Source organism: Candidatus Halocynthiibacter alkanivorans, assembly GCF_003333265.1.
Taxonomy (GTDB): domain Bacteria; phylum Pseudomonadota; class Alphaproteobacteria; order Rhodobacterales; family Rhodobacteraceae; genus Halocyntiibacter_A; species Halocyntiibacter_A alkanivorans.
In genome coordinates, this window is sequence record NZ_QOLB01000133.1 from 1 (window position 1) to 21439 (window position 21439).

Consider the following 21439-nt stretch of genomic DNA (forward strand, 5'->3'; position numbering starts at 1 on the left):
CATAGTGCATGAGCCCCCCCCCCCGGGGAGGGGGCTCATGCACTATGCCTTCAGGAAGGCGCCCCAGCGCTCCTCCCCCACCATTGCCGGATGCATCCGCTGATGGTTTACTGCTGTCAAAACCCGGAGAGCCGCCTGTGAAGTTCAGACATTTCTTTCTCGCCACGCTCGTTTTGATCGCGGGTCTTTACGGCTGGTTTTCCTGGGGCCAGACACTGTTCCGCCCCGCAGCCGGCGACAACGAAGCGGAGCTGATCGAATGGCTGGATTCTCGCGGATTTAAATGGATTGATTACGAAACCGGGTCTACCACCGTGAGAGGCCTTATCGATATGAACAACAACGTTGGCGTTGAAATAATCAAGCTTGGTGAACGAAAACGAAACGGGACGGTTCTCACCACAGTGGCGAGCAAGCGCACAAGCAGTGGCATCTGTGGTGACATCTATTCGATGATTTTCTGGCGCGTAGATCCGGACCAGACTATCGCGGAAATACATTACGACACTTATTGGTGTTTCGTCTGAAACGGGCAGATCCGCACGTAAGCGCCACCTCCATCGCAAACACGCGCCATTGCGATCACCACGCACTTGCGCGGCAGAGCCGCGCAGCATCCCCATCCCCCCCAGGGGGGATGCTTTTATGCCATGCTGTCAGGACGGCACCACCGAACACCATTTCAGAACCACTGCACTTGCACATCTCTGATGTGCAGCCCCCTCCCTCCCCCCATGGGGAGCGGGCTTATGCGCTATGCTGTCAGGACAGTTGATAATATACGAACAATCCGCACGCTCGCTTACGGTAACGTCAAAGCGTCAGTCTAAACCGCCGGCAAACCGACGTTCCCCCGGCGTTCCCGGTTTTGCACAACCCGGGCCCCCGATTGTGCAATTTTCACATAAGTGCGCCGCCCTTCCGCCGGGGTGAGCACAGCGGGCGGGGTCTTCATATCTGAACCGCGGCAAGGCGCGCCAAAAACAAGCGCCCGCCCGGTTAACAATCGGGTTTACTGATACTCGGCCAGACGCGCCACATAGCGCGCCAGCGTATCGATCTCCAGATTGATCCGGTCGCCAACAGTGGCATCGCCCCAGGTGGTCACCTCTTTGGTGTGCGGGATGACATTGATGCCAAAGCGATTGCCCTCAACCTCATTCACCGTCAGCGAGGTGCCATTCAGCGTCACCGAGCCCTTGGACGCGACAAATTTGGCAAGCTCTTCAGGGGCTTCAAACAGCATCCGCGTGCTGTCGCCCTCGTCATGCAGCTCGACCAGATGGGCCAAACCATCGACATGCCCCGAAACAATATGACCGCCGAGTTCATCGCCAACCTTCAGCGCACGCTCCAGATTGATGCCCTTGCCGACCGCCCAGTCGCCAAGATTTGTCCTCGACACGGACTCAGCGGATATCTCAACGTCGAACCAATTGGCCGGCGTATCGCCCAGCGCGATCACCGTCAGACAGACGCCGTTACAGGCGATCGAGGCGCCCAGGTCGATACCATTGATATCATACACAGTTTCGATGCGCGCCCGCAGATCTCCGCGCTGTTCCAACTCGGTGATCCGGCCAATATCGCTGATGATACCTGTGAACATGGGGCTTCCTTTTCTTACAACCGCCTCTGGCGTAACGCGCAATCCCGGCACTGACAAGCCCCGCTCCCACAACGCTTCCACAGCACCCCGCGGCAGGCGCCGCCGGCGGCAGGTCAAATATTAACGCCCCTGTGCCAGGTTGAAGGCTGGACGCCACAGAAACGCCGCGCTTTATGGTTAATGACAAATTGCGGCCACCTGGTTAGACAGAGACAAGAGCAAAGAGATACAGGCACAAATGACGCAACACACTGAAGCAAAGAAGAAATTCCTGTTTCTTCAGGGACCGCATGGTCCTTTCTTCAACCGGCTGGGCCGGATGTTGCGCATGGCAGGTGCGGACACGTACCGCGTCGGCTTTAACGCCGGGGATCAATTTTTCTGGTCGGATGCAAAGACTTACATGGCTTTCACCGACACCCCGGAGGCGTGGCCCGGCTATTTTTCCGACCTGATTGCGCGCCTGGGCATCACCGATATCGTGCTTTATGGCGACACCAGGCCCATTCACGCTGAGGCTGTGAAAACGGCGCAGAAAAATGGCCTGCAAGTACATGTTTTTGAAGAAGGATATCTGCGCCCCTACTGGGTCACCTATGAGCGCGGCGGCACCAATGGCCATTCCCGCCTGATGGGTCTGAGCGTGGAAAACATGCGCGAAGCGCTGGCCGGATCGGATCACGACAGGACCGAAGCGCCCGACCATTGGGGCGACATGCGCCAGCACGTGTATTACGGCGCGCTTTACCACTGGTTCGTTATGTTCAGAAATCAGCAATACAGCCAGTTCAGACGCCACCGGGATTTGCCGGTTTCGCGCGAGTTTCAACTGTATTTCAAACGCTTGCTCTTGATGCCGCTGCATTGGGCGGACCGGACCCGGGCCACCGCACGCATCCGTAACGGCGGCTACCCGTACCACCTGGCTTTGCTGCAACTGGAGCATGATTCCAGCTTTGTGATGCACAGTCCTTTTGCCGAAATGAGCGAATTTCTCAATCTGGTGATCGAAGGCTTTGCCAGTTCCGCTCCGCGTCATCACCACCTGGTGTTCAAGGCCCACCCGCTGGAAACCGGGCGGCGCAACCTGCGCGGTGAAATACTTGAAATCGCAACAAAATACGGTGTGTCTGACCGGGTCCACCATGTGCGCGGCGGCAAACTGGCGGCATTGCTGGACCATGCGCGCTCGGCCGTCACGGTGAATTCCACCGCCGGACAGCAGGTGCTCTGGCGTGGCCTTCCACTCAAGGTTTTTGGCGAAGCTGTTTATGACAAACCCGAATTTGTCTCGACCCAGCCGATCACAGAGTTTTTCAAATCCCCCCACCGCCCCACAGCCGGCGCCTACGGGGAATTTCGTCAGTATCTGCTGGAAACGTCGCAAATCGCCGGCGGGTTTTATTCTCTGCGCGGGCGGCGCCAACTGCTGCGCCTGGTGGTCGATCTGATGTTGGCAGCCGATGATCCCTATGATGCTCTCCTTGCCGGAACCGCAGCACCCCGTCAGGCGCTGCGTGTGGTGAGCTAGGCTAATCACAATATCCAGGGGGCATCTGCTATTCCAATTCTATCCCCAGGCATCGCGCGCCCCTGGTGCAACACATCCCGCAGCAAAGATCGCAGCACTGGATTTTGCCTCAACTTTACCGTACCTTAAGAAAAAAAGACTGAGGCAGACTTCAGGTTCAGGAGACCAGGCAGTGAAAATCAAGACATCACGCGGAGCGAGGCTCGCGGCGGCTCTGGTGCTGAGCGCCATTGTTTCAGCCTGTGCTTTGCCACGATCCGGACCCAATAAACGTGAAATTTTTGCCGGTTCCGTGCAGCGCGACGGGGATGCATTTGTGATTGCCGTGAACGACAGGGTGACCCGGGCGACCGCTGTGGTGCCGTCCCTGGGCTTTTCAGAGGCCTTCCAGCGCGCCGGAAAGGTTGGCTCAGATACCATCCGCCCTGGCGATACGCTCGGGCTGACCATCTGGGAAAACGTCGATGATGGCCTGTTGACGGTCCAGGGCGCTGCCGCGACTTTGGAAGAGGTCCAAGTCGATGATTCCGGTTTTATATTCGTACCTTACGCCGGCCGGATCAAAGCGTCCGGCAACTCTCCTGAGGCCATCCGCCGCCTGATCACCCAAAAGCTGGACACCCAGACGCCTGATCCTCAGGTGCTGGTGCGCCGGCTTGCCGGGGACGGATCCACCGTATCAATTACGGGTGCGGTAAATGGCCAGGGCGTTTACGCCATTGAACGGCCAACGAGGACTTTGACAGCCATGCTTGCGCGCGCCGGCGGTGTTGCCATCGAACCTGGTATTGCACAAATCACCGTGATGCGCGGCAGCCAGAAAGACACCATCTGGTTCGAAGATCTCTATGAAAATCCACGCTTTGACATCGCGCTGCGCGGCGGCGACCGTATTCTGGTGGAAGAGGACAGCCGGGCGTTTACTGCCCTTGGCGCCACCGGATCGCAACAGCGTATGTCGTTTGACAGCCAGACTCTTTCCGCGATTGAGGCCATTGCTCAGGTTGGCGGTCTGAACACCAATCTGGCGGATCCCACCGGGGTGTTTGTCTTCCGCAATGAATCCGCGGAAATCTCCAACCAGGTTCTGGCGCGCGAAGATCTGACCGGTGATCAACGCATGATTTATGTGCTGGATCTGACTGAGCCGAACGGCATCTTTATTGCCCGGGATTTTGTGATCCGGGACGGCGACACGGTTTACGTCACCGAAGCGCCATTCTCGCAATGGTCCAAGACACTTAACGCAGTCACTGGCACGTTGGCCACTGCTGACTCGATCAATTCCCTCGCCGGTGGCTGACCCGGTCCGATGAAACATACTGCAAATACCAATGCCGCCGGAGAAGATGCCCTTCCCCGGCGGCTTTACGTTTATAACGGCGGGTTTCTGACCCAGGGACGCATCCGCCGGATCCTGAAGCTCGCAGGCTGGGAGATCCGGCTCGGCGCGCCCTCGGAACCGGACACCAGGCCGGGCATCGGCCGGGACACGGGCTGGGTCGGGATCTGGGGCAAGTCGCCCACCTCCCACCGGGGTGAATCTGTAGCCCGAAAACGTGAAGCCCCGGTATTGCGGGTCGAAGACGCCTTTCTGCGCTCGGTTCACACCGGGCGGGAGGGCGATGCGCCACTGGGTCTGTTGCTGGACCAGAGCGGGGTGCATTTTGACAGCAGTTGCGCCTCGGACCTTGAACAGATCCTGGCGACACATGCGCTGGATGACACCGCGCTGTTGGATCGGGCTCGAAATGCCGCCGATCACATGCGGTTGTCGCAATTGTCCAAATATAATGCCTTTAATCCACAAACCCCCTGCCCGGATGCCCCATATGTGCTGGTAATAGATCAGACCCGCGGCGATGCATCGATCCGGTTTAGCGGGGCGGATGAGATGCGGTTTCGTGAAATGCTGGTGGTGGCGCAGCTGGAACACCCCGGCGCAAAGATCCTGATCAAGACCCACCCCGAGACTGTGGCCGGGCACCGTCAGGGCCATTTCACCGCGAAGGATGAAAGCGACCGCATCCACCTGGTCACCGAAGCGCTCAGCCCCTGGGCTCTGCTGGAAGGCGCCATCGCGGTCTACACCGTCAGCTCGCAACTTGGCTTTGAGGCAATCTACGCCGGTCACCGCCCTCGGGTATTCGGGCAACCGTTTTATGCCAGCTGGGGGCTGACCCAGGATGAATACCCGGTGGCCAGGCGCCGTCGCAAGCTGACCCGGGCACAGCTGTTTGCCGGTGCGATGATCCTGTACCCGACCTGGTATGATCCCTGCCGCGACCAGATCTGTTCGCTGGAAACAGTGATGGCGCAGCTGGAGACAGACGCGGCGACCTGGCGCCAGGATCAGCACGGTTATGTCGCCTCCGGCATGCGGCTGTGGAAACGACCGGCGCTGCAGGGTTTTTTCGGCCAGAGCAAGCGGCTGCGATTTGAGAACAAGGCACCCCAGGCCAACCGCCTGGCGCAGCGCCTGACGCGGCCGCATATGAGCTGGGGCGGCAAATCCGGGGGGGCTGACATTACCATCTCGGTTGAGGACGGATTTCTGCGCTCTCGCGGGCTTGGTGCGGCGCTGACACCGCCGCTGTCACTGGTGGCAGACGATCTCGGCATCTATTATGACCCGACACGGCCCTCCAGGCTGGAACAGCTGATCACCGCGCGCAGCCCGCTGCCCGCCCATGCGCGCGCGCGGGTGGAACGTCTTATTTCCGGGCTGATCCGCGCCGGAATTTCGAAATATAATCTGGGTCGTCCGGGGCCGTCTTTGCCCGAGGGCCACCGCATTCTGGTACCAGGCCAGGTTGAAGACGATGCGTCCATCCTGAAAGGTTGCAGCGATGTGGCCAGCAATCTCGGGCTGCTGCAAGCGACACGTGCCGCCAACCCGCAGGCGATCATCCTGTTCAAGCCCCACCCCGACGTGGAAGCGGGCTTGCGCGCCGGTGCTGTGGACAGGAGTGAAGCACTGCAACACGCCGATGCGGTGATTGAGGACACTGACCCGGTGGCGCTGATAGATCTTTGTGACGAGGTCTGGACCCTGACTTCACTGCTGGGCTTTGAGGCGTTGTTGCGTGGCAAACCTGTGACCTGCCTCGGGGCGCCGTTTTATGCCGGCTGGGGGCTGACACAGGATCTCGGCAAGACCCCGGCAAGACGCGCTGCCCGCCCGACGCTGGCGGCGCTGACCCATGCCACACTTATTGATTATCCACGCTATTTCGACCCGGTCTCGCGCAGATTATGCCCGGTCGAAGTGGTGGTGCAACGGCTGGAACATGGCGATACCGGCGGCGCCAGCCTGGTCAACCGCCTGCTGTCAAAGACCCAGGGCGCGCTGACGAGTTATTCCTGGATCTGGCGCTGATCTGCGCGTTTCCAGTGGTGCAGCACATCCTCTCCCACCGCGCGGCAGGACTGCAGCTTGTAGCGGGACGCCTCGGACAGGTGGTTCAGGCCCAGACCGCCAAGCGCCGGACGCCCCTCGGCCCCCAGGGCCAGACCGGCCGAGAACCAGATAAGTTCATCGACCAGATCCGCCTTCAGCAGCGCCGCAGCGAGCGCGCCGCCGCCCTCGCAGAACACCCGGGTCAGCCCGGCGCGACCCAGCGCCTGCAACGCCGCCGCCGGATCCAGCTGGCTACTGGCGTCCAGCGCGCTTTCAATCAGGACCACACCAGTGTGCTGCCAGGTCCGCAGGAGATCCGCCGCCACATCCGGCCCGTGGCAGATCCAGACCGGCACCTCACGCGCACCGAGCGCCAGATTGCCGTCCAGCGGCATGTTCAGACCGCGTGACCACACGAGGCGCAGCGGTTGATGCTCAACACCCAGCCCACGCACAGTCAGTGTCGGATTGTCGGCGCGCGCGGTGCCACCGCCGACCAGGACCGCATCATGGCGCGCGCGCATCGCATGCACCAGACGGCGCGCCGGCGGACCGGTGATCCACTGACTTTCGCCGCTGGCGGTGGCAATGCGCCCGTCCAGCGAAGACGCCATCTTCAGCGTCACCATCGGCCGGCCCAGTGTCACGCGGTTCAAAAAACCGACCTGAGCGGCCCGCGCCTCTGCTTCACAGATCCCGGTTTCGACTTTGATCCCCGCCGCTTGCAGTGCCGCGATGCCGCGCCCGTTCACGCGCGGGTCCGGGTCGCCAAGCGCGACCACCACCCGCGCCACACCGGCTGCGATCAACCCGTCGGCACAGGGCGGCGTTTTGCCATGATGGGAACAGGGCTCCAGCGTGACATAGGCAGTCGCCCCGCGCGCCGCAGCACCGGCCTGGGCCAATGCGACGGTTTCCGCATGAGGCCGCCCGCCTGGCTGGGTAAATCCGCGCCCGACGATCTGAGTGCCATTCACGATCACACATCCAACCGCAGGGTTGGGCCAGACACGCCCGAGGCCCCGCTCTGCCAGGGACAGAGCGTGCCGCATGTGCCGGATATCATCAGTCATCTGAGGGGGTTACTCTTCGTGGGCTTCATTGGGGCGAAGTTCAGAGACGAACTTGTCAAAATCATCCGCCGCCTGGAAATTCTTGTAAACGCTGGCAAAGCGCACGTAGGCCACCGTGTCGATACGGGCCAGGCTTTCCATCACAATCTCGCCAATCGTGGTGGAGGGAATGTCGGTTTCGCCCATGCTTTCCAGGCGCCGCACGATGCCGGAAATCATCTGATCCAGACGGTCCTGTTCGATCGGGCGCTTCTGGGTGGCAATGCGGATTGAGCGTTCCAGCTTATCGCGGCCGAAATCTTCGCGCCGCCCGTTGGACTTCACCACCACGAGATCGCGCAGTTGCACCCGTTCAAACGTGGTGAACCGTCCGCTGCAGGAAGAACAGAACCGGCGCCGGCGAATGGCCACGTGATCTTCTGCCGGACGGCTGTCTTTAACCTGAGTATCTGTATTTCCGCAAAACGGACAGCGCATGATGCGTCCCCTTATCCACTTTATCTCTGCCACCCCCAGGGGAATTACCCGGGTTATCCACAGGCACTATATGGCAGTGCCTGGGTTTTGGGTAGAGTCAAAAGAAAGCACACCAGATAAAGGAAATTCCCGGTTTTAATTCTTTATAGAGGTGAATCGCAGCAAAATCGCAGGCGACACGCACAAGGCATTTGAAAATATGAGCACGCATTCTTCTCCCCGGGAATTTATTCACGGCTTGCTGAGCGAAATCGGCAGCAATGCGGTGGCCAACACCACTGCGACACAACAGCGTAAACAGCGCAACCAAACGCTGTTGAACGACGTAAAGGGTGCGCATGACAATCTGAACAACGTGCGCAACTCGCAGCTGCAGATCACCGAAAACACCCAGGCAGCGGCAGGCTTCATGCAAGAGGTGTCCGACTTGCTCGGGGAGCTGAACAAAGGCACCGGCACCGGTCTTGAGCGCCTCGGCCAGATCAATGAGGAAACTGACGCGCTGCGGATAACGTTTGAACAGGTCCGCGCATCCAGTGAAGCGATGGCTCAGGTGGCCCTCACTGCCAACCTGTTGTCGCTGAACGCTTCGGTTGAGGCTGCCCGCGCGGGGGAACACGGGCGCGGTTTTGCGATTGTGGCTCTGGAAATGCGCAGTCTTGCCAATAATTCGCGCGAACGTTCCCAGGAGATTTCCGACCAGATGGAAGCCCTGTCCGACCGGCTGAAACATATCACCCAGCTGTTGGACGCCAATGCCGGCTGGCTGCGTGACACTTCAGAACGCACTGGCACGGCCGTGCACCGCTCGGAAACTATTCAGGTCGAAATCGAAGACGTGGCACAGCGGGTGCATACCAACCGGCGCAGTGTGGCGGAAGGTGTTGATGCGCTGAACCACATGAGCATCGCGCTTGAGGAAAACCTGACCGCCATTGACCAGACCCTGGTCAACACCCAGCGAAATGTGGAGTTAAGCGAAAGCGGGCTTGCGGTACTGGCGCATCCGCGCCGCTGACCCGCCGCGGATAAATGCCCCTTCGCTATCCCCCGCGCAGCAGTAGCGCCGCCACCTGGCGGTGGTGCGGCGCATTGCGGTGTTCAAACAGATAGATCCCCTGCCAGCGCCCCAGCGCCGGTCGTCCGTTGATGACCGGAAGCTGCAGGCTGACCGGCAACATCGCCGCTTTGATATGGGCTGGCATATCGTCGGGCCCCTCATAGGTATGGGTCAGATAACCCATCGACGGATCCGTGGTTGGCGGCACCAGCCGGTGGAAAAACGCCTGCAAATCACTCTGAACTTCGGGATCAGCATTTTCCTGGATCAGCAATGAGGCCGAGGTATGCTGCACAAATAATGTCAGCAACCCGTCGCCCTGCGGCGCGCACCAGTCACTGACCTGTTGGGTAAATTCATAAAGGCCGGGGCCCGATGTGGTGATGTTGAATGTGCAATGCATAAGCAGAGTGTCGCCGATTGCGTGCTGCCAGGCCAGAAAAACACAACAATATCACCCCGCTTTCCACTTTAACGTGTTATTTGAACGGCAAGGGCGATAATGCGGCCGGTTTTCTGCTGCTTTTCCGCCTGTTGAACAGGAGGAAATTATGACCCGGATGACAGCAAAAGACTTTGATCAGGAACTGCTCGACCTCTATGATTTCTATGCCCATGGCAAAATCACCAAACGCGAATTTCTCGACAAGGCCGGCAGGTTTGCGGTCGGAAGTGTCACCGCGCTGGCACTGTTAAAAATGCTCAGCCCCAATTACGCGCTGGCGCAGCAGGTGGCGGCTGATGACGCTGGCATTGACGCCGGCTACATCACCTATGACTCCCCCGATGGCAATGGCGAAGTCCGCGCCTATCAGGTGCGCCCTGCCGGCGTCGACGGCCCCCTGCCCGCCGTGTTGGTGGTGCATGAGAACCGCGGGCTGAACCCCTATATTGAGGACGTCGCGCGCCGCGTGGCCAAGGCAGGATTCCTGGCGCTGGCACCGGATGGGCTGACTTCGGTCGGGGGCTATCCTGGCAATGACAATGACGGGCGGGCGCTGCAGAAAACCGTTGATCGCACCAAATTGATGAACGACTTTTTCGCCGGCGTCGAACACCTGCTGGCGCGCTCTGACATCAGTAAAGTCGGGGCGGTCGGCTTTTGTTACGGCGGCGGTGTCTGCAACGCGCTCTCGGTGGCCTTCCCGGAACTGGCCGCCTCAGTGCCGTTTTATGGCCGGCAGGCCAGCGCGGCAGACGTGCCGAAAATCCAGTCGCCGCTGCTCCTGCATTACGCCGGGCTGGATGAGCGCATCAATGGCGGCTGGCTCGACTATGAAGCGGCGTTAAAAGCCAATGGCAAGACTTACACCGCCCATATCTATGACGGCGTCAACCACGGGTTCCACAACGACACCACACCGCGCTATGACGAAGAGATGGCGGAACTGGCCTGGACGCGCACCATCGCATTTTTTGGCGAACACCTGAGCTAAACGGACGTCTGATCCTGGCCGGCAGGTGATGCAGGCCATCACCAGACAGCAAAAAGCCCCGCAGGTTTGCGGGGCTTTTCACAATTGGAACAACCGCTAAGGCTGAAGTGCTTACTGATCCAGGAAGCTGCGCAGCTTGCGCGAACGGCTGGGGTGTTTCAGTTTGCGCAACGCTTTGGCTTCGATCTGACGGATACGTTCGCGGGTGACCGAGAACTGCTGGCCGACTTCTTCCAGCGTATGGTCGGTGTTCATGCCGATACCAAAACGCATCCGCAACACCCGCTCTTCGCGTGGAGTCAGGCTGGCCAGAACCCGCGTGGTAGTTTCCTTCAGGTTTTCCTGAATGGCCGAGTCCAGCGGCAGGATCGCGTTTTTGTCTTCGATAAAGTCGCCGAGCTGGCTGTCTTCTTCGTCGCCAATCGGAGTTTCCAGCGAAATCGGTTCCTTGGCGATCTTCATCACCTTGCGCACTTTTTCCAGAGGCATCTGCAGCTTTTCAGCCAGCTCCTCGGGAGTCGGTTCGCGGCCGATTTCATGCAGCATCTGGCGCCCGGTGCGCACAAGTTTGTTGATCGTTTCGATCATATGCACCGGAATACGGATGGTGCGGGCCTGATCCGCGATGGAGCGGGTGATCGCCTGCCGGATCCACCATGTCGCATAGGTGGAGAATTTATAACCGCGGCGGTATTCAAACTTGTCCACCGCCTTCATCAGGCCGATGTTGCCTTCCTGAATCAGATCAAGGAATTGCAGACCGCGGTTGGTGTATTTCTTGGCGATCGAAATCACCAGGCGCAGGTTGGCTTCGACCATTTCTTTCTTGGCCTGGCGCGCTTCTTTTTCGCCCTTCTGGACCTGCTGCACGATGCGGCGGAATTCGCTGACATCCACACCGATATACTGACCAACCTGGGCCATTTCGCCGCGCAGCTCTTCGATTTTCGGAGTGAACCGTTCGACATAAGTCTGCCAGGCGCGGCCGGTGTTGGCGCCCATGCGTTCCAGCCAGGTCGGGTCCAGCTCGCTGCCGCGATACGCATCGACAAATTCACGGCGGTTGATGCGGGCCTGGTCTGCCAGTTTCACCATATTGCTGTCGATCGACATGATGCGGCGGTTGATGCCATAAAGCTGGTCGATCAGCGCTTCGATCCGGTTGTTATGCAGGTGCAGCTCATTCACCAGCAGCACGATCTGAGAGCGCAGTTTCTGATAGGCCGCCTCCGATGCATCGCTGAAAGAGCCGTCCTGGTTCAGGGTCGCGGACATGCGCAGATCCTGCATTTCCGACAGTTCTTCATAATCATGGGCGATGATTTCCAGCGTTTCCAGAACCTGCGGCTTAAGCACAGCTTCCATCGCGGCGAGCGACATGTTGGCCTGCTCGTCTTCATCATCATCGTCATCGTCGACCTGAATCGGATTGCCGTCCGCATCCAGCTCCTGTTTGACTTCTTTTTTCTCTTCAGCGGCCGGGGCGCCCGCGACCACTGGCGCAACCACACCGTTATCGTCGTCGCCCTCAACACCGCTGCCAAATGTGGCATCCAGATCGATCACATCGCGCAGAAGAATGTCTTCTGACAGAAGTTCGTCGCGCCAGATGGTGATCGCCTGAAAGGTCAGCGGGCTTTCACAAAGCCCGGCGATCATCGTATTGCGGCCGGCCTCAATGCGTTTGGCGATGGCAATTTCGCCTTCGCGGGACAGCAGTTCAACCGAGCCCATTTCACGCAGATACATGCGCACAGGGTCATCGGTGCGGTCCAGTTTTTCCGCCGCGGCGGTCGACACCGCAACATCGCGGTTGGCGTTGGCCTCGACCAGAGCGGTGGAGCCTTTGCCCTCTTCCTCTTCGGCCTCTTCATCTTCGATGATGTTGATACCCATTTCTGACAGCAGAGACATCACGTCTTCGATCTGTTCAGATGACACCTGTTCCGGAGGCAGAACTTTGTTGAGCTGGTCGTAGGTGACGTAGCCTTTTTCGCGCGCCTCAGCGATCATCTTTTTGACGGCGGCCTGGCTCATGTCCAGACCTTCGGCGTCCTGATGGTCACGTTTCTGTTCGTCGGTGTCTTTAGCGGCCATGCGGCACTCCTTCAAGAGAGCGGGTCTTTAAAACGATATCTGTGTCCGGCGAAGTGATTCGCCGCAGAGTCGACGTCGAATCAATACCCGTGGTCAGATGATTCGGACAGTCGATATCCCTGATTTCTTTATGTCTGATTCCAGTTGCGGGCAGAATCAGGGGTTATTTGGTTTCTTATAGGTAATTCTGCTCAATAATTCATCAAGCGACCCCCGTTCTTCACGGTTCATAACAGCGCCGTTTTCCCCGGTGTCATATTCCATCTTATCTTCCGATTCGGAGCGGGTTGCTTTGTGGCTGCGCTCGGCGGCCTGCTGCAGGCGCCAGGTCAGTGTCTCACTACCAGTTTCAGCGCTGCGCAAATCCTCCATCGCTTCAGACAGTTCGCGTTTCAGACCCCGGCGCGCATCGAGCTTGGCGAATTCTTCTTCCAGACACTGGCGCGCGATTTCCGCATTGTCACGGTTCCGCACTGCGGGGGCGATCTTTACATGGTTAAGCGCAAACAATGTTTCAAGTGTGTCCGGCCCGAGCGCTTGTTCCATGTCTGCGCGCAACGCCTGACAATCGCGCCCAGGCGCCAGGCGCAGCACCGCGTCCCGGATCAGCATCAGATCTATATTGTCCAGCTCAAGCTCTTCCAGAGCCTCTTCAAAATCCACCACGACCGACGGGGTCGAAACACAGGCGGCCAGGACCACGCAGGCCCGCATGTGCATTTCGATTTCATCATCGCTGGCGCCGACCAGAAAAGAGCTCCGGGCGGTCGGGGATGCCGGTGCCGGCGCGCCAAAGCGGGATTTGGAGAATTTGCCTTTGCTGAATTTTCCTTTTGCGCCACCTGCCCCGCGCGCAGCGCCGCCATAACTGCCGCTGCCACCATAACTACCACCAGCGTCACTGCCGCCGCTGAAATTATTGCTAAAGCCGTCGCCATAGCTGTCACCGCCATAGCGGTCACCGCCGCTGCCGCCATTGCCGCTGCCGCTGCCGCTGCCGCTGCCGCTGCCGCTGCCGCTGCCGCTGCCGCCACTGCGGAAATCGTCTTCATAGTTGCCGCTGCCAGCACGGAAATCATCGCCATCGCGGAAATCGTCGCTGCGCCAGTCATGATCGTCGCCGGGACGCTGGTCCTGGGTCGACGGTTTGCCGCCACGGAACAGCTGCCAGCGCAGATCTTTGATATCGTCGCCATAATGCTGACGGATTGAGCTGTCTTTGATCTTGCGGATCGCCTGGCGCAATGATTTGTCCAGCGCCGCTTTGCGCTCAGGGCTGTCAAACACCTTGCCTTCGGTCTCGCGTTGCCACAACAGCTTCACCATCGGTACAGCGCCATCAATCACAGCCTGCATGGCTTCGCGTCCCTGGTCCTTGATCAGATCATCGGGATCGAGCCCGTCGGGCATGATGGCAAAGCGCAGCGCCTGCCCGGCTTCCAGCAATGGCAGCGCCAGATCAATCACCCGCATCGCGGCGCGCAGACCCGCCTTGTCCCCGTCCAGCGCGATCACCGGCTCCGGATGAATACGCCACATCAGCCGCAGCTGGTCCTCGGTGATCGCCGTGCCCAGCGGCGCAACGGTGGCGCCAAAGCCGGCTTCTGCCAGCGCAATCACATCCATATAACCTTCGGCGACGATCAGCTGCTGATCTTTGCCCGAAGCCTCACGCGCGGGGCCGTGATTATAGAGGCTGCGCCCCTTGTCAAAAAGTTCGGTTTCCGGACTGTTCAGATATTTCGCCCGCGCGTTGGTATCCATCGAGCGTCCGCCCAGCGCGATACAGCGCCCGCGCGCATCCCGGATCGGAAAAATTATCCGGCCACGGAACCGGTCGTAAGGTGCGCCGCCATCATCGGGTTTCGCCGCCAGACCAGCGTCAATGATCAGATCCGGCGCAATGCCCTTGTCGCACAGATGGCGAAAGGTTGCCTGGCGCCCGTCCGGCGCATAGCCAATGTCAAACCGGCCACGGGTGGCAAGCGACATGCCGCGCCGGTCCAGATAGTCCCGTGCACCCTGACCGGCTGCAGTTTTCAGGGACATGGTAAAAAACTGCACCGCTGCTTCCATCACTTCGGTCAGCTGGGTGCGGCGGTTGGCTTTTTTCTGCGCCTGGGGGTCGCGCGCCGGCATCGCCAGCCCCGCTTCGCCGGCGAGAATCTGGACCGCCTCCATAAAACCGACATTCTCGGTCTCCTGGACAAAACTGATCGCATCGCCTTTGGCCTGACAGCCAAAACAGTAATAAAACCCTTTACGGTCATCGACGTGGAAACTGGCGGATTTTTCCTGATGGAACGGGCACGGCGCCCACATGTCGCCTTTGCCCTGATTTGATTTGCGCACATCCCACATCACCTTGCGCCCCACGACCTGGGTCAGCGAGGTTCGGGTGCGCAACTCATCAATAAATCCGGGGGGCAAGCTCATAGGCACAATATCGGATGCCCGCGAGCCAAAGTCCAGACACGTTGCGGACATGGCCCCGCTTCTCATTGTTCACTTACTGGAAACAGTTATCCGGACCGTTCCATTTTGTGGCAAATCGCGCCTCAAATTCCCTTTTTAAATAGTTAACGGCCTTAGTTTTGCCACGACTCGATGGTTTCTGGGATGGCAGAAATACGCCCGGGGTTGGTAAAATACGGTTCAGTTTTTCAGCATCTCCGCCCCTGCAGCCCAGACCACACCGAATGGGAGACCGCCAGAATGACACAGACACCTAAATTGCCGGGGTCGCGCCGCCGGAAACCCCGCCTGCCGGTCTTGCTGGCATTTGGCCGCGACGAAAACGGCTCTCTGGTGGTGTTCAGCCTGTTTATTTTTGTCATGATGGTGCTGGTTGGCGGCATGGCGGTTGATTTTATCCGCTTTGAAAACACCCGCACCCGGCTGCAAAACACGCTGGACCGCGCCATTCTGGCCGCCGCAGACCTGAACCAGACCTTGCCGGCCAAGGACGTGGTGCTCGACTATTTCGATAAGGCAGATCTGTCAGAGTATATTTCAGAAGATGACGTCATTGTTGAAGAATCGACGACTTACAGAACGGTGACAGCCACGGCGACAGCCGAGCTGCCCTCACTGTTCCTGAATGCCATAGGCATTGACACTCTGGCTGCACCTGCCGCCGGCTCCGCGGAAGAACGCATCAGCGACCTGGAAATTTCGCTTGTGCTCGACATATCCGGCTCCATGGGCAGTTACAGCCGGATCAGCAATATGCGCACCGCGGCGCGCAATTTTGTCGACACTATTTTTACAACCAGCGAAGACGGCAAAGTCTCGATCTCGGTGCTGCCCTACTCCACGCAGGTGAACATGAGCGGCATGTTTTTGCAAAACTACAGCCGCAGCCACGCCCAGAGCAATTCGTTCTGTGTTGACTTTGACGGCTCCGATTTCAATTCCAGTTCAGTTTCCCCCACCACCGTGCTGAAACAAACTGCGGAACTCGATCCGTGGAAAAGCTACCGCTCCGGCCAGACGCCGACAACCCGGGTCTGCCGCACCGGCAGTTCTGCAGAAGCGCTGATCATGTCCGGCAATCAGACCGCGATCAAAGACAAGATCTCGGCCCTGACCGCCAGCGGCAATACCTCCATCGATATCGGGGTGAAATGGGGCACAGCTCTGCTTGATCCGGCGACACAACCGATCATCAACAGCCTGAGCGAAGCGGGTTCTGTTGCCGCGAATTTTGCGGCCCGCCCAGCGCCCTACAGCGACACACAAACTATGAAAATTCTGGTGGTGATGACCGATGGGGTGAACACGTCGCAATATTACATGCCTGACCTGTATTCGAGTGGCCCCTCCGGGCTGTTCAAGGATCCCGACAGCGGGCGTATCTCAGTTCCCTATGACAATTGGGTGTGCGACGGCGGCTGCGGTTATCAGACCTGGTATTACGAAATCCGGAGCAACACCCGCGCAGCAGAGCCCTATGGCGACACCAGCGGTGACCCGGCGCTTGAAATGGACTGGCGCGATGTCTGGAGCGAAATCACGGTCAACTATCATGCCTACATGCGCTACCGGGCGGAAGGCAGTTCCAGCGTCTATTACAGCTGGCGCGATGCCACCCGGCCCAAGGTCAGCAGCAGCACCAAGAACGCCCGGCTGGATTCGATCTGCACCGCCGCCAAGAACCAGGGCATTCTGATTTTCACCATCGGATTTGAAGTCACCGACAGCTCGGCGGTTATTATGGAAAGCTGCGCCAGCTCGGCCTCCAATTTCTTTCGGGTCGCCGGCACTGAGATTGACGATGCCTTTGCTTCAATCGCCACCAAAGTTCAGAGTCTGAGGCTGATCCAATGATGTTGAAACGCGCAAAATCATTTCTGTGCCGCGATGAGGCCGGCACGGCGACGATCGAATTCGTCATCCTGTTCCCCATTTTCATGACGCTGCTGCTTTCGGCCTTTGAAGTCGGAATGTTCATGACCCGCCAGGTCCTGCTGGAACGCGGCGTTGATCTGGCGGTGCGCGACCTGCGGCTGGGGCTGATGGTCAACCCGACACCAGCCTCGCTTAAAACTGCGGTCTGCGAATATGCCGGCCCGTTGGCCGGCTGCGCCAGCACGATCAGCATTGAGCTGCGCCCGATCAGCAAAGAGACTTGGGTCCTGCCCACAGCAATTGTGCAATGCATCGACCGTAACGAAGAAATCAACCCTGACCTCACCTTTGATACCGGCACTGAAAACGAACTCATGCTGGTGCGGGCCTGCATGGTGATCGACCCGGTGTTTGCCACTTCGGCCATTGTGGCACAGATGCCCAAAGATGAGTCGGGCGGCTATCAGATCTACTCCAGTTCCATATTTGTAAACGAGCCGAACACATGACCCGTTTTTCCCTGCTGAAAGCACGCCTGCGCGGCTTTGCTGATGATGCCACCGGCACCCTGTCTGTTGAAGCGGTGCTGATGTTCCCGCTGCTGGCCTGGGCCTATGTGGCAATGTTCACTTATTTTGATGTTTTTAAGGTGCGCAACATTTCGCAGAAATCGGCCTATGCGGTGTCCGATGCCCTGTCGCGCGAAACCGATGCGGTGGACGAAGCCTATATCAATGGCTTGCAGAGCCTCTACGCCTACCTGACGCCTTCGGCCGACACGACGCGGCTGCGGGTGAGTGAAGTGAAATATGCGGTGGACGCAGATACAGGCGAGGGAGACTATTCAGTGACCTGGTCTTACGCCACCGGGACCTCTTACAATATGACCACTACAGAGCTGCAGGGCTTTCTGAACAGACTGCCGGTTATGGCCAACGGGGAACGTGCCATCCTGGTCGAAACCCTGTCCAGTTGGGTGCCGGTGTTCAATATCGGGCTCGACAGTTTTATCTTCAGCGATTTTGTGGTCACCAGCCCGCGATTTGCGTCGCAGCTCGCCTGGTCCGGACTTGCCACCTTTACCGGTGGTGGCAGCGATAACAATGACCTGGTTGGGGTCTATGACAGTGACGACGATGATCCGTCCGGTGTGTACGAATCTTACTGGCAGGGCGGATAGCCTGGTCCCGGAAATCGCGCTGGCCCCGGCCGGCACCAGCAGATCCTGATGCTCCCGGCCAGTGGGCGGCGCTTAGTCTTTCTGCAGTTCCATCAGCTGCGCCTGCATCACTTCGGACATGAACTTGCTCTGGCTGGCCGGGGTAACGCCGCCAATACCGATCGATTTTCCAATCCGCCACCACACACCGGGCGCCCAGTGGCGCGGACCAGCGGTTTTGGTCCGGATCAGAAAACCATTGGATGGTTTCAGTGCAAAAGTACCGCGGTTGATCGAAGTAATATCTTCGATCCGGCAGATCACCTGACCGCCCTGAACCCGCAATTCGGTCCCGGTCAGCTCCAGCGTCATCGCCGAAGCGCGCCACGTTGCCTTGCCGAGCCACAGGGCACCAAACCCCATCAACCCCAGCAGGATCTGCCAGCCAACGGAAGAGGGCGGCGTCGAGAATGTGAGGTAGAGCAAAACAACGCCCAGCACCACCAGCACGCCAACACCAAAATAGCGGCGCGCAGTCGCAGATGAAATTTCAGCAATCACAGTCTCGGGCGAAATAGAGGGCATGGGCATGGCTTTCCTGTCTGGTTGCCATGACATAGCCCCATATGGGGCCAAATACCAGTCGGTGCTACTGGGTAGGGCCAGCGCCCGTCCCTGCCGCCCCGACGGCGCCCCGGACCATATCCAGGTAGATTGTTTCCACGTCAGAAGCACTGAGGCGGCCGCCCTCGCGATACCAGGTGTTCACCCCGGTCAGCATCGCGATCACCGCCAGCGTGGCCAGTTTGATATCGGGCACCGAAAACACCTGCGCGGCGGCGCCCTGCTGCAGGATGGCTTCAAGCGCCTGTTCATAGCGGCGGCGCAACGCCTCGATGGTGGCGAAATTATCCTCTGACAGGTTGCGCAGCTCCATATAGGCGATGAACACATGATCAGGCCGGTTCAGGTGGTAACGGATATGAAAACGCGCGAATGATTCCAGCTGCGCCAGCGGTGCCTCGCCCTTGTCCAGAGCTTGCCATTCCGCCAGAAGATGCTCCATATGCTCGCGCATCAGATCAAACAAAAGCGTTTGTTTGTCCGGAGTATAAAGATACAGCGCCCCGGCCTGCACGCCGACCTCCGCCGCGATCTGGCGCATCGACACCGCTGCGTAACCGTGGCGGGCGATCAGTTGCCGGGCGGCGGCGCGCACCCTGGGACCGGTGATATCTGAATGTGAACCTGTTTTACGTGCCATGCCCTTTCATGGCCCGCGCCGCCGCCCGGGTCAACGGCTGGCGCAGCACCGGGTGCACACCTCGCGCGATGTGTGCGAAAGTGCACCGCCACCAACCCGGGCTGAAACCAGTTGGCCAGCCGTTTCCCCCGCGCTGATCACTTGCGCTGGCCCGCCGTCCAGCGTTAAAGTCGCGCTGACCGCTGCCCGGGGAATTTTTAGTGCGTATTCTGACCTGCCTGCTTACCATTTCTGCTGCAATCGGCCTCTCCGCCTGCACCCAGTTCCCTGAACTGGAAGGCAGCATCAGCGCCAGCGCGCGTCAGGCGCCCTACCCGACATTGCTGCCCGATGCGCTTCTGGGCACCGTGCAACCGGTCGAAGACGCACCAGATATCGCAACATCCCTGACCGGCCGCGCTGCTAACCTGCGGGCCCGGGGCGATATTTTGCGCGGCGCCCCCATCGTAGATCCGCAAGACCGCGCCGCGATGATCGCTGCGCTTGAACGACTGGGCGGTTGATTGCGCCCAAGTTCTGTTGCAAGCCGCTCCGGATTTCAGTACAGAGCACCAGGACAGAATACGCCGCACCCTGCGGCCCGAAAGACAGGACACAGCCGACATGACAGCTCCCCTCCGCCTTGGCATTGCAGGACTTGGAACCGTCGGCATCGGTGTCGTCAAAATTATCCGCCAGAAAGCCACCTTGCTGGAGCAGCGCTCGGGTCGCCCGGTGGTGATTACTGCGGTTTGTGCGCGTTCGCGCGACAAAGACCGCGGCGTCGATCTTTCGGCCTATGGCTGGGAAACCGACCCGGTGGCACTGGCCACACGCGACGATGTGGATGTGTTTGTCGAGCTGATGGGCGGCCATGATGGCCCGGCGCTTGAGGCAACAAAAGCCGCGATTGCCGCCGGTAAAGACGTCGTCACCGCCAATAAGGCGATGCTGGCGATCCACGGCCAGGCGCTGGCCGAATCCGCCGAAGACCACGGCCATGTGATCCGCTTTGAAGCCGCAGTCGCCGGCGGTATCCCGGTGGTCAAAGCGCTGACCGAAGGCCTTGCGGGCAATGACATCGTCCGGGTCATGGGGGTGATGAACGGCACCTGCAATTTCATCCTGACCAAGATGGAAAACGAAGGTCTCGGCTATAACGCCGTTTTTGATCAGGCGGCCAAGCTGGGCTACCTGGAAGCCGATCCTAATCTGGATGTGGGCGGCATTGACGCCGGGCACAAACTGGCGCTGCTGGCGTCGATCGCCTATGGCACAAAGGTTGCGTTTTCCGACGTCGAACTGGAAGGCATTGGCCGCATCACCATTGAGGACATCCATCAGGCCGCCGACATGGGTTTCCGGATCAAATTGCTTGGCGTGGCACAGATGACTGGCCGCGGTCTTGAGCAGCGTATGTCCCCCTGCCTGGTACCAGCACAGTCGCCGCTTGGCACCCTGGAAGGTGGCACCAATATGGTGGTGATCGAAGGCGACCAGGTCGGCCAGATCGCCCTGCGTGGCGCTGGCGCCGGCGAAGGCCCCACCGCCTCGGCCGTTTTGTCAGACGTGCTTGATATTGCCCGTGGCATCCGGGTGTCAACCTTTGGCGTTCCCGCCCGCTCGCTGGTCGCCGCGAAGCCCGCCGCATCGACAGCGCCCGCGCCCTACTACCTGCGTATGGCGCTGATGGACAAACCCGGTGCCCTGGCGAAAGTGGCGACCATTCTGGGCGATGCCGGAATTTCTATCGACCGGATGCGCCAGTACCGCCATGATGAACCCAGCGCGCCGGTTCTGATCGTGACCCATAAGGTCACCCGCCAGGCGCTGAATGAGGCGCTGGAGGCGCTGGACAGCACCGGTGTGCTGACTCAGACCCCGGTGTCGATCCGCATCGAAGACGAATAAGCGCGTTTGCCGCACCACTGTTAGCGTACACTCTCCCTTCTCCGGCCTTGTTTCCGCCCAGCCACACAGGTTATGGCTGGAAACACCGCCCGC

At 59.4% G+C, this 21439-nt stretch carries 19 protein-coding genes; 11 read left to right on the forward strand and 8 right to left on the reverse strand.

Going from position 1 to position 21439, the window contains the following annotated elements:
- Positions 1–137: 137 nt before the first annotated feature.
- The gene (locus DWA01_RS16830) at positions 138–527 is read left to right on the forward strand and encodes a hypothetical protein (protein WP_114286973.1); all 390 of its coding nucleotides are present in this window, start codon (positions 138–140) and stop codon (positions 525–527) included.
- 485 nt (positions 528–1012) lie between these two features.
- Here the strand turns inward: DWA01_RS16830 and DWA01_RS16835 are convergent, their stop codons facing one another.
- Positions 1013–1609 (reverse strand): riboflavin synthase, encoded by a 597-nt coding sequence (locus DWA01_RS16835; protein ID WP_114286974.1) that lies wholly within the window; start codon positions 1607–1609, stop codon positions 1013–1015.
- A 238-nt stretch (positions 1610–1847) separates the two neighbouring features.
- On the opposite strand from DWA01_RS16835, the gene DWA01_RS16840 reads away from it, so the two are divergent.
- From DWA01_RS16840 to DWA01_RS16850, 3 genes are all read left to right on the forward strand, one after another.
- A complete protein-coding gene (locus tag DWA01_RS16840; RefSeq protein ID WP_114286975.1) occupies positions 1848–3140 on the forward strand; it encodes a capsule biosynthesis protein in 1293 nt (430 codons plus the stop codon).
- A 172-nt stretch (positions 3141–3312) separates the two neighbouring features.
- Entirely contained in the window at positions 3313–4443 is a 1131-nt protein-coding gene (locus DWA01_RS16845; RefSeq protein WP_235008593.1) for a polysaccharide biosynthesis/export family protein, read from the forward strand.
- Between the two features lie 9 nt (positions 4444–4452).
- Positions 4453–6519: a capsular polysaccharide biosynthesis protein gene (locus DWA01_RS16850; protein WP_114286976.1), complete on the forward strand. Its 2067-nt coding sequence runs from the start codon at positions 4453–4455 to the stop codon at positions 6517–6519.
- On the opposite strand, the gene ribD is transcribed toward DWA01_RS16850, so the two are convergent.
- Complete coding sequence (gene ribD / locus DWA01_RS16855; protein ID WP_114286977.1) at positions 6498–7613, reverse strand: bifunctional diaminohydroxyphosphoribosylaminopyrimidine deaminase/5-amino-6-(5-phosphoribosylamino)uracil reductase RibD; 1116 nt, start codon at positions 7611–7613, stop codon at positions 6498–6500. The two genes, DWA01_RS16850 and ribD, sit on opposite strands and share 22 nt — an antisense overlap.
- 9 nt (positions 7614–7622) lie before the next feature.
- Positions 7623–8090, reverse strand: a complete 468-nt coding sequence (nrdR, locus tag DWA01_RS16860) for a transcriptional regulator NrdR (protein WP_114286978.1) — start codon at positions 8088–8090, stop codon at positions 7623–7625.
- A 199-nt stretch (positions 8091–8289) separates the two neighbouring features.
- On the opposite strand from nrdR, the gene DWA01_RS16865 reads away from it, so the two are divergent.
- Entirely contained in the window at positions 8290–9108 is an 819-nt protein-coding gene (locus tag DWA01_RS16865) for a methyl-accepting chemotaxis protein (protein ID WP_136057773.1), read from the forward strand.
- Positions 9109–9133: 25 nt separating this feature from the next.
- On the opposite strand, the gene DWA01_RS16870 is transcribed toward DWA01_RS16865, so the two are convergent.
- Positions 9134–9553, reverse strand: coding sequence for a secondary thiamine-phosphate synthase enzyme YjbQ (locus DWA01_RS16870; protein WP_114286980.1), 420 nt, complete (start codon positions 9551–9553; stop codon positions 9134–9136).
- A gap of 148 nt (positions 9554–9701) precedes the next feature.
- Here DWA01_RS16870 and yghX point away from each other — a divergent pair, with 148 nt between their 5' ends.
- Complete coding sequence (gene yghX, locus DWA01_RS16875; protein ID WP_114286981.1) at positions 9702–10586, forward strand: YghX family hydrolase; 885 nt, start codon at positions 9702–9704, stop codon at positions 10584–10586.
- A 111-nt stretch (positions 10587–10697) separates the two neighbouring features.
- Here yghX and rpoD read toward each other — a convergent pair whose 3' ends face one another.
- On the reverse strand, positions 10698–12683 hold the full coding sequence (gene rpoD, locus DWA01_RS16880) for an RNA polymerase sigma factor RpoD (RefSeq protein ID WP_114286982.1): 1986 nt from the start codon (positions 12681–12683) through the stop codon (positions 10698–10700).
- Positions 12684–12839: 156 nt separating this feature from the next.
- Positions 12840–15119 carry a DNA primase gene (dnaG, locus tag DWA01_RS16885; RefSeq protein ID WP_114287024.1) on the reverse strand — a complete coding sequence of 760 codons (2280 nt, stop codon included), beginning with the start codon at positions 15117–15119 and terminating at the stop codon, positions 12840–12842.
- 279 nt (positions 15120–15398) lie between these two features.
- On the opposite strand from dnaG, the gene DWA01_RS16890 reads away from it, so the two are divergent.
- Genes DWA01_RS16890 through DWA01_RS16900 form a run of 3 tightly spaced genes read left to right on the forward strand, consistent with a single transcriptional unit; the run spans position 15399 to position 18213 of the window.
- On the forward strand, positions 15399–17012 hold the full coding sequence (locus tag DWA01_RS16890) for a pilus assembly protein TadG-related protein (RefSeq protein ID WP_160116070.1): 1614 nt from the start codon (positions 15399–15401) through the stop codon (positions 17010–17012).
- Positions 17009–17542 (forward strand): TadE/TadG family type IV pilus assembly protein, encoded by a 534-nt coding sequence (locus DWA01_RS16895; protein WP_114286984.1) that lies wholly within the window; start codon positions 17009–17011, stop codon positions 17540–17542. Before DWA01_RS16890 ends, DWA01_RS16895 begins: the two co-directional genes overlap by 4 nt.
- Complete coding sequence (locus DWA01_RS16900; protein WP_114286985.1) at positions 17539–18213, forward strand: TadE/TadG family type IV pilus assembly protein; 675 nt, start codon at positions 17539–17541, stop codon at positions 18211–18213. Before DWA01_RS16895 ends, DWA01_RS16900 begins: the two co-directional genes overlap by 4 nt.
- A gap of 72 nt (positions 18214–18285) precedes the next feature.
- On the opposite strand, the gene DWA01_RS16905 is transcribed toward DWA01_RS16900, so the two are convergent.
- Positions 18286–18777, reverse strand: coding sequence for a hypothetical protein (locus DWA01_RS16905; protein WP_114286986.1), 492 nt, complete (start codon positions 18775–18777; stop codon positions 18286–18288).
- A gap of 64 nt (positions 18778–18841) precedes the next feature.
- Positions 18842–19456 (reverse strand): TetR/AcrR family transcriptional regulator, encoded by a 615-nt coding sequence (locus tag DWA01_RS16910; protein WP_114286987.1) that lies wholly within the window; start codon positions 19454–19456, stop codon positions 18842–18844.
- 200 nt (positions 19457–19656) lie between these two features.
- Here DWA01_RS16910 and DWA01_RS16915 point away from each other — a divergent pair, with 200 nt between their 5' ends.
- Together DWA01_RS16915 and DWA01_RS16920 are read left to right on the forward strand one after the other, a co-directional pair.
- A complete protein-coding gene (locus DWA01_RS16915) occupies positions 19657–19959 on the forward strand; it encodes a hypothetical protein (protein WP_114286988.1) in 303 nt (100 codons plus the stop codon).
- Between the two features lie 100 nt (positions 19960–20059).
- A complete protein-coding gene (locus DWA01_RS16920; protein ID WP_114286989.1) occupies positions 20060–21346 on the forward strand; it encodes a homoserine dehydrogenase in 1287 nt (428 codons plus the stop codon).
- The last annotated feature ends 93 nt before the right edge of the window (positions 21347–21439 follow it).

Bases quoted from the DNA above. Each gene is read 5' to 3' on its own strand.
- DWA01_RS16835 (WP_114286974.1), bottom strand. From the start codon at position 1,609: ATGTTCACAGGTATCATCAGCGATATTGGCCGGATCACCGAGTTGGAA.
- DWA01_RS16840 (WP_114286975.1), top strand. From the start codon at position 1,848: ATGACGCAACACACTGAAGCAAAGAAGAAATTCCTGTTTCTTCAGGGA.
- DWA01_RS16850 (WP_114286976.1), top strand. From the start codon at position 4,453: ATGAAACATACTGCAAATACCAATGCCGCCGGAGAAGATGCCCTTCCC.
- ribD (WP_114286977.1), bottom strand. From the start codon at position 7,613: ATGACTGATGATATCCGGCACATGCGGCACGCTCTGTCCCTGGCAGAG.
- nrdR (WP_114286978.1), bottom strand. From the start codon at position 8,090: ATGCGCTGTCCGTTTTGCGGAAATACAGATACTCAGGTTAAAGACAGC.
- DWA01_RS16865 (WP_136057773.1), top strand. From the start codon at position 8,290: ATGAGCACGCATTCTTCTCCCCGGGAATTTATTCACGGCTTGCTGAGC.
- DWA01_RS16870 (WP_114286980.1), bottom strand. From the start codon at position 9,553: ATGCATTGCACATTCAACATCACCACATCGGGCCCCGGCCTTTATGAA.
- yghX (WP_114286981.1), top strand. From the start codon at position 9,702: ATGACCCGGATGACAGCAAAAGACTTTGATCAGGAACTGCTCGACCTC.
- rpoD (WP_114286982.1), bottom strand. From the start codon at position 12,683: ATGGCCGCTAAAGACACCGACGAACAGAAACGTGACCATCAGGACGCC.
- dnaG (WP_114287024.1), bottom strand. From the start codon at position 15,119: ATGAGCTTGCCCCCCGGATTTATTGATGAGTTGCGCACCCGAACCTCG.
- DWA01_RS16890 (WP_160116070.1), top strand. From the start codon at position 15,399: ATGACACAGACACCTAAATTGCCGGGGTCGCGCCGCCGGAAACCCCGC.
- DWA01_RS16895 (WP_114286984.1), top strand. From the start codon at position 17,009: ATGATGTTGAAACGCGCAAAATCATTTCTGTGCCGCGATGAGGCCGGC.
- DWA01_RS16900 (WP_114286985.1), top strand. From the start codon at position 17,539: ATGACCCGTTTTTCCCTGCTGAAAGCACGCCTGCGCGGCTTTGCTGAT.
- DWA01_RS16905 (WP_114286986.1), bottom strand. From the start codon at position 18,777: ATGCCCTCTATTTCGCCCGAGACTGTGATTGCTGAAATTTCATCTGCG.
- DWA01_RS16910 (WP_114286987.1), bottom strand. From the start codon at position 19,456: ATGGCACGTAAAACAGGTTCACATTCAGATATCACCGGTCCCAGGGTG.
- DWA01_RS16920 (WP_114286989.1), top strand. From the start codon at position 20,060: ATGACAGCTCCCCTCCGCCTTGGCATTGCAGGACTTGGAACCGTCGGC.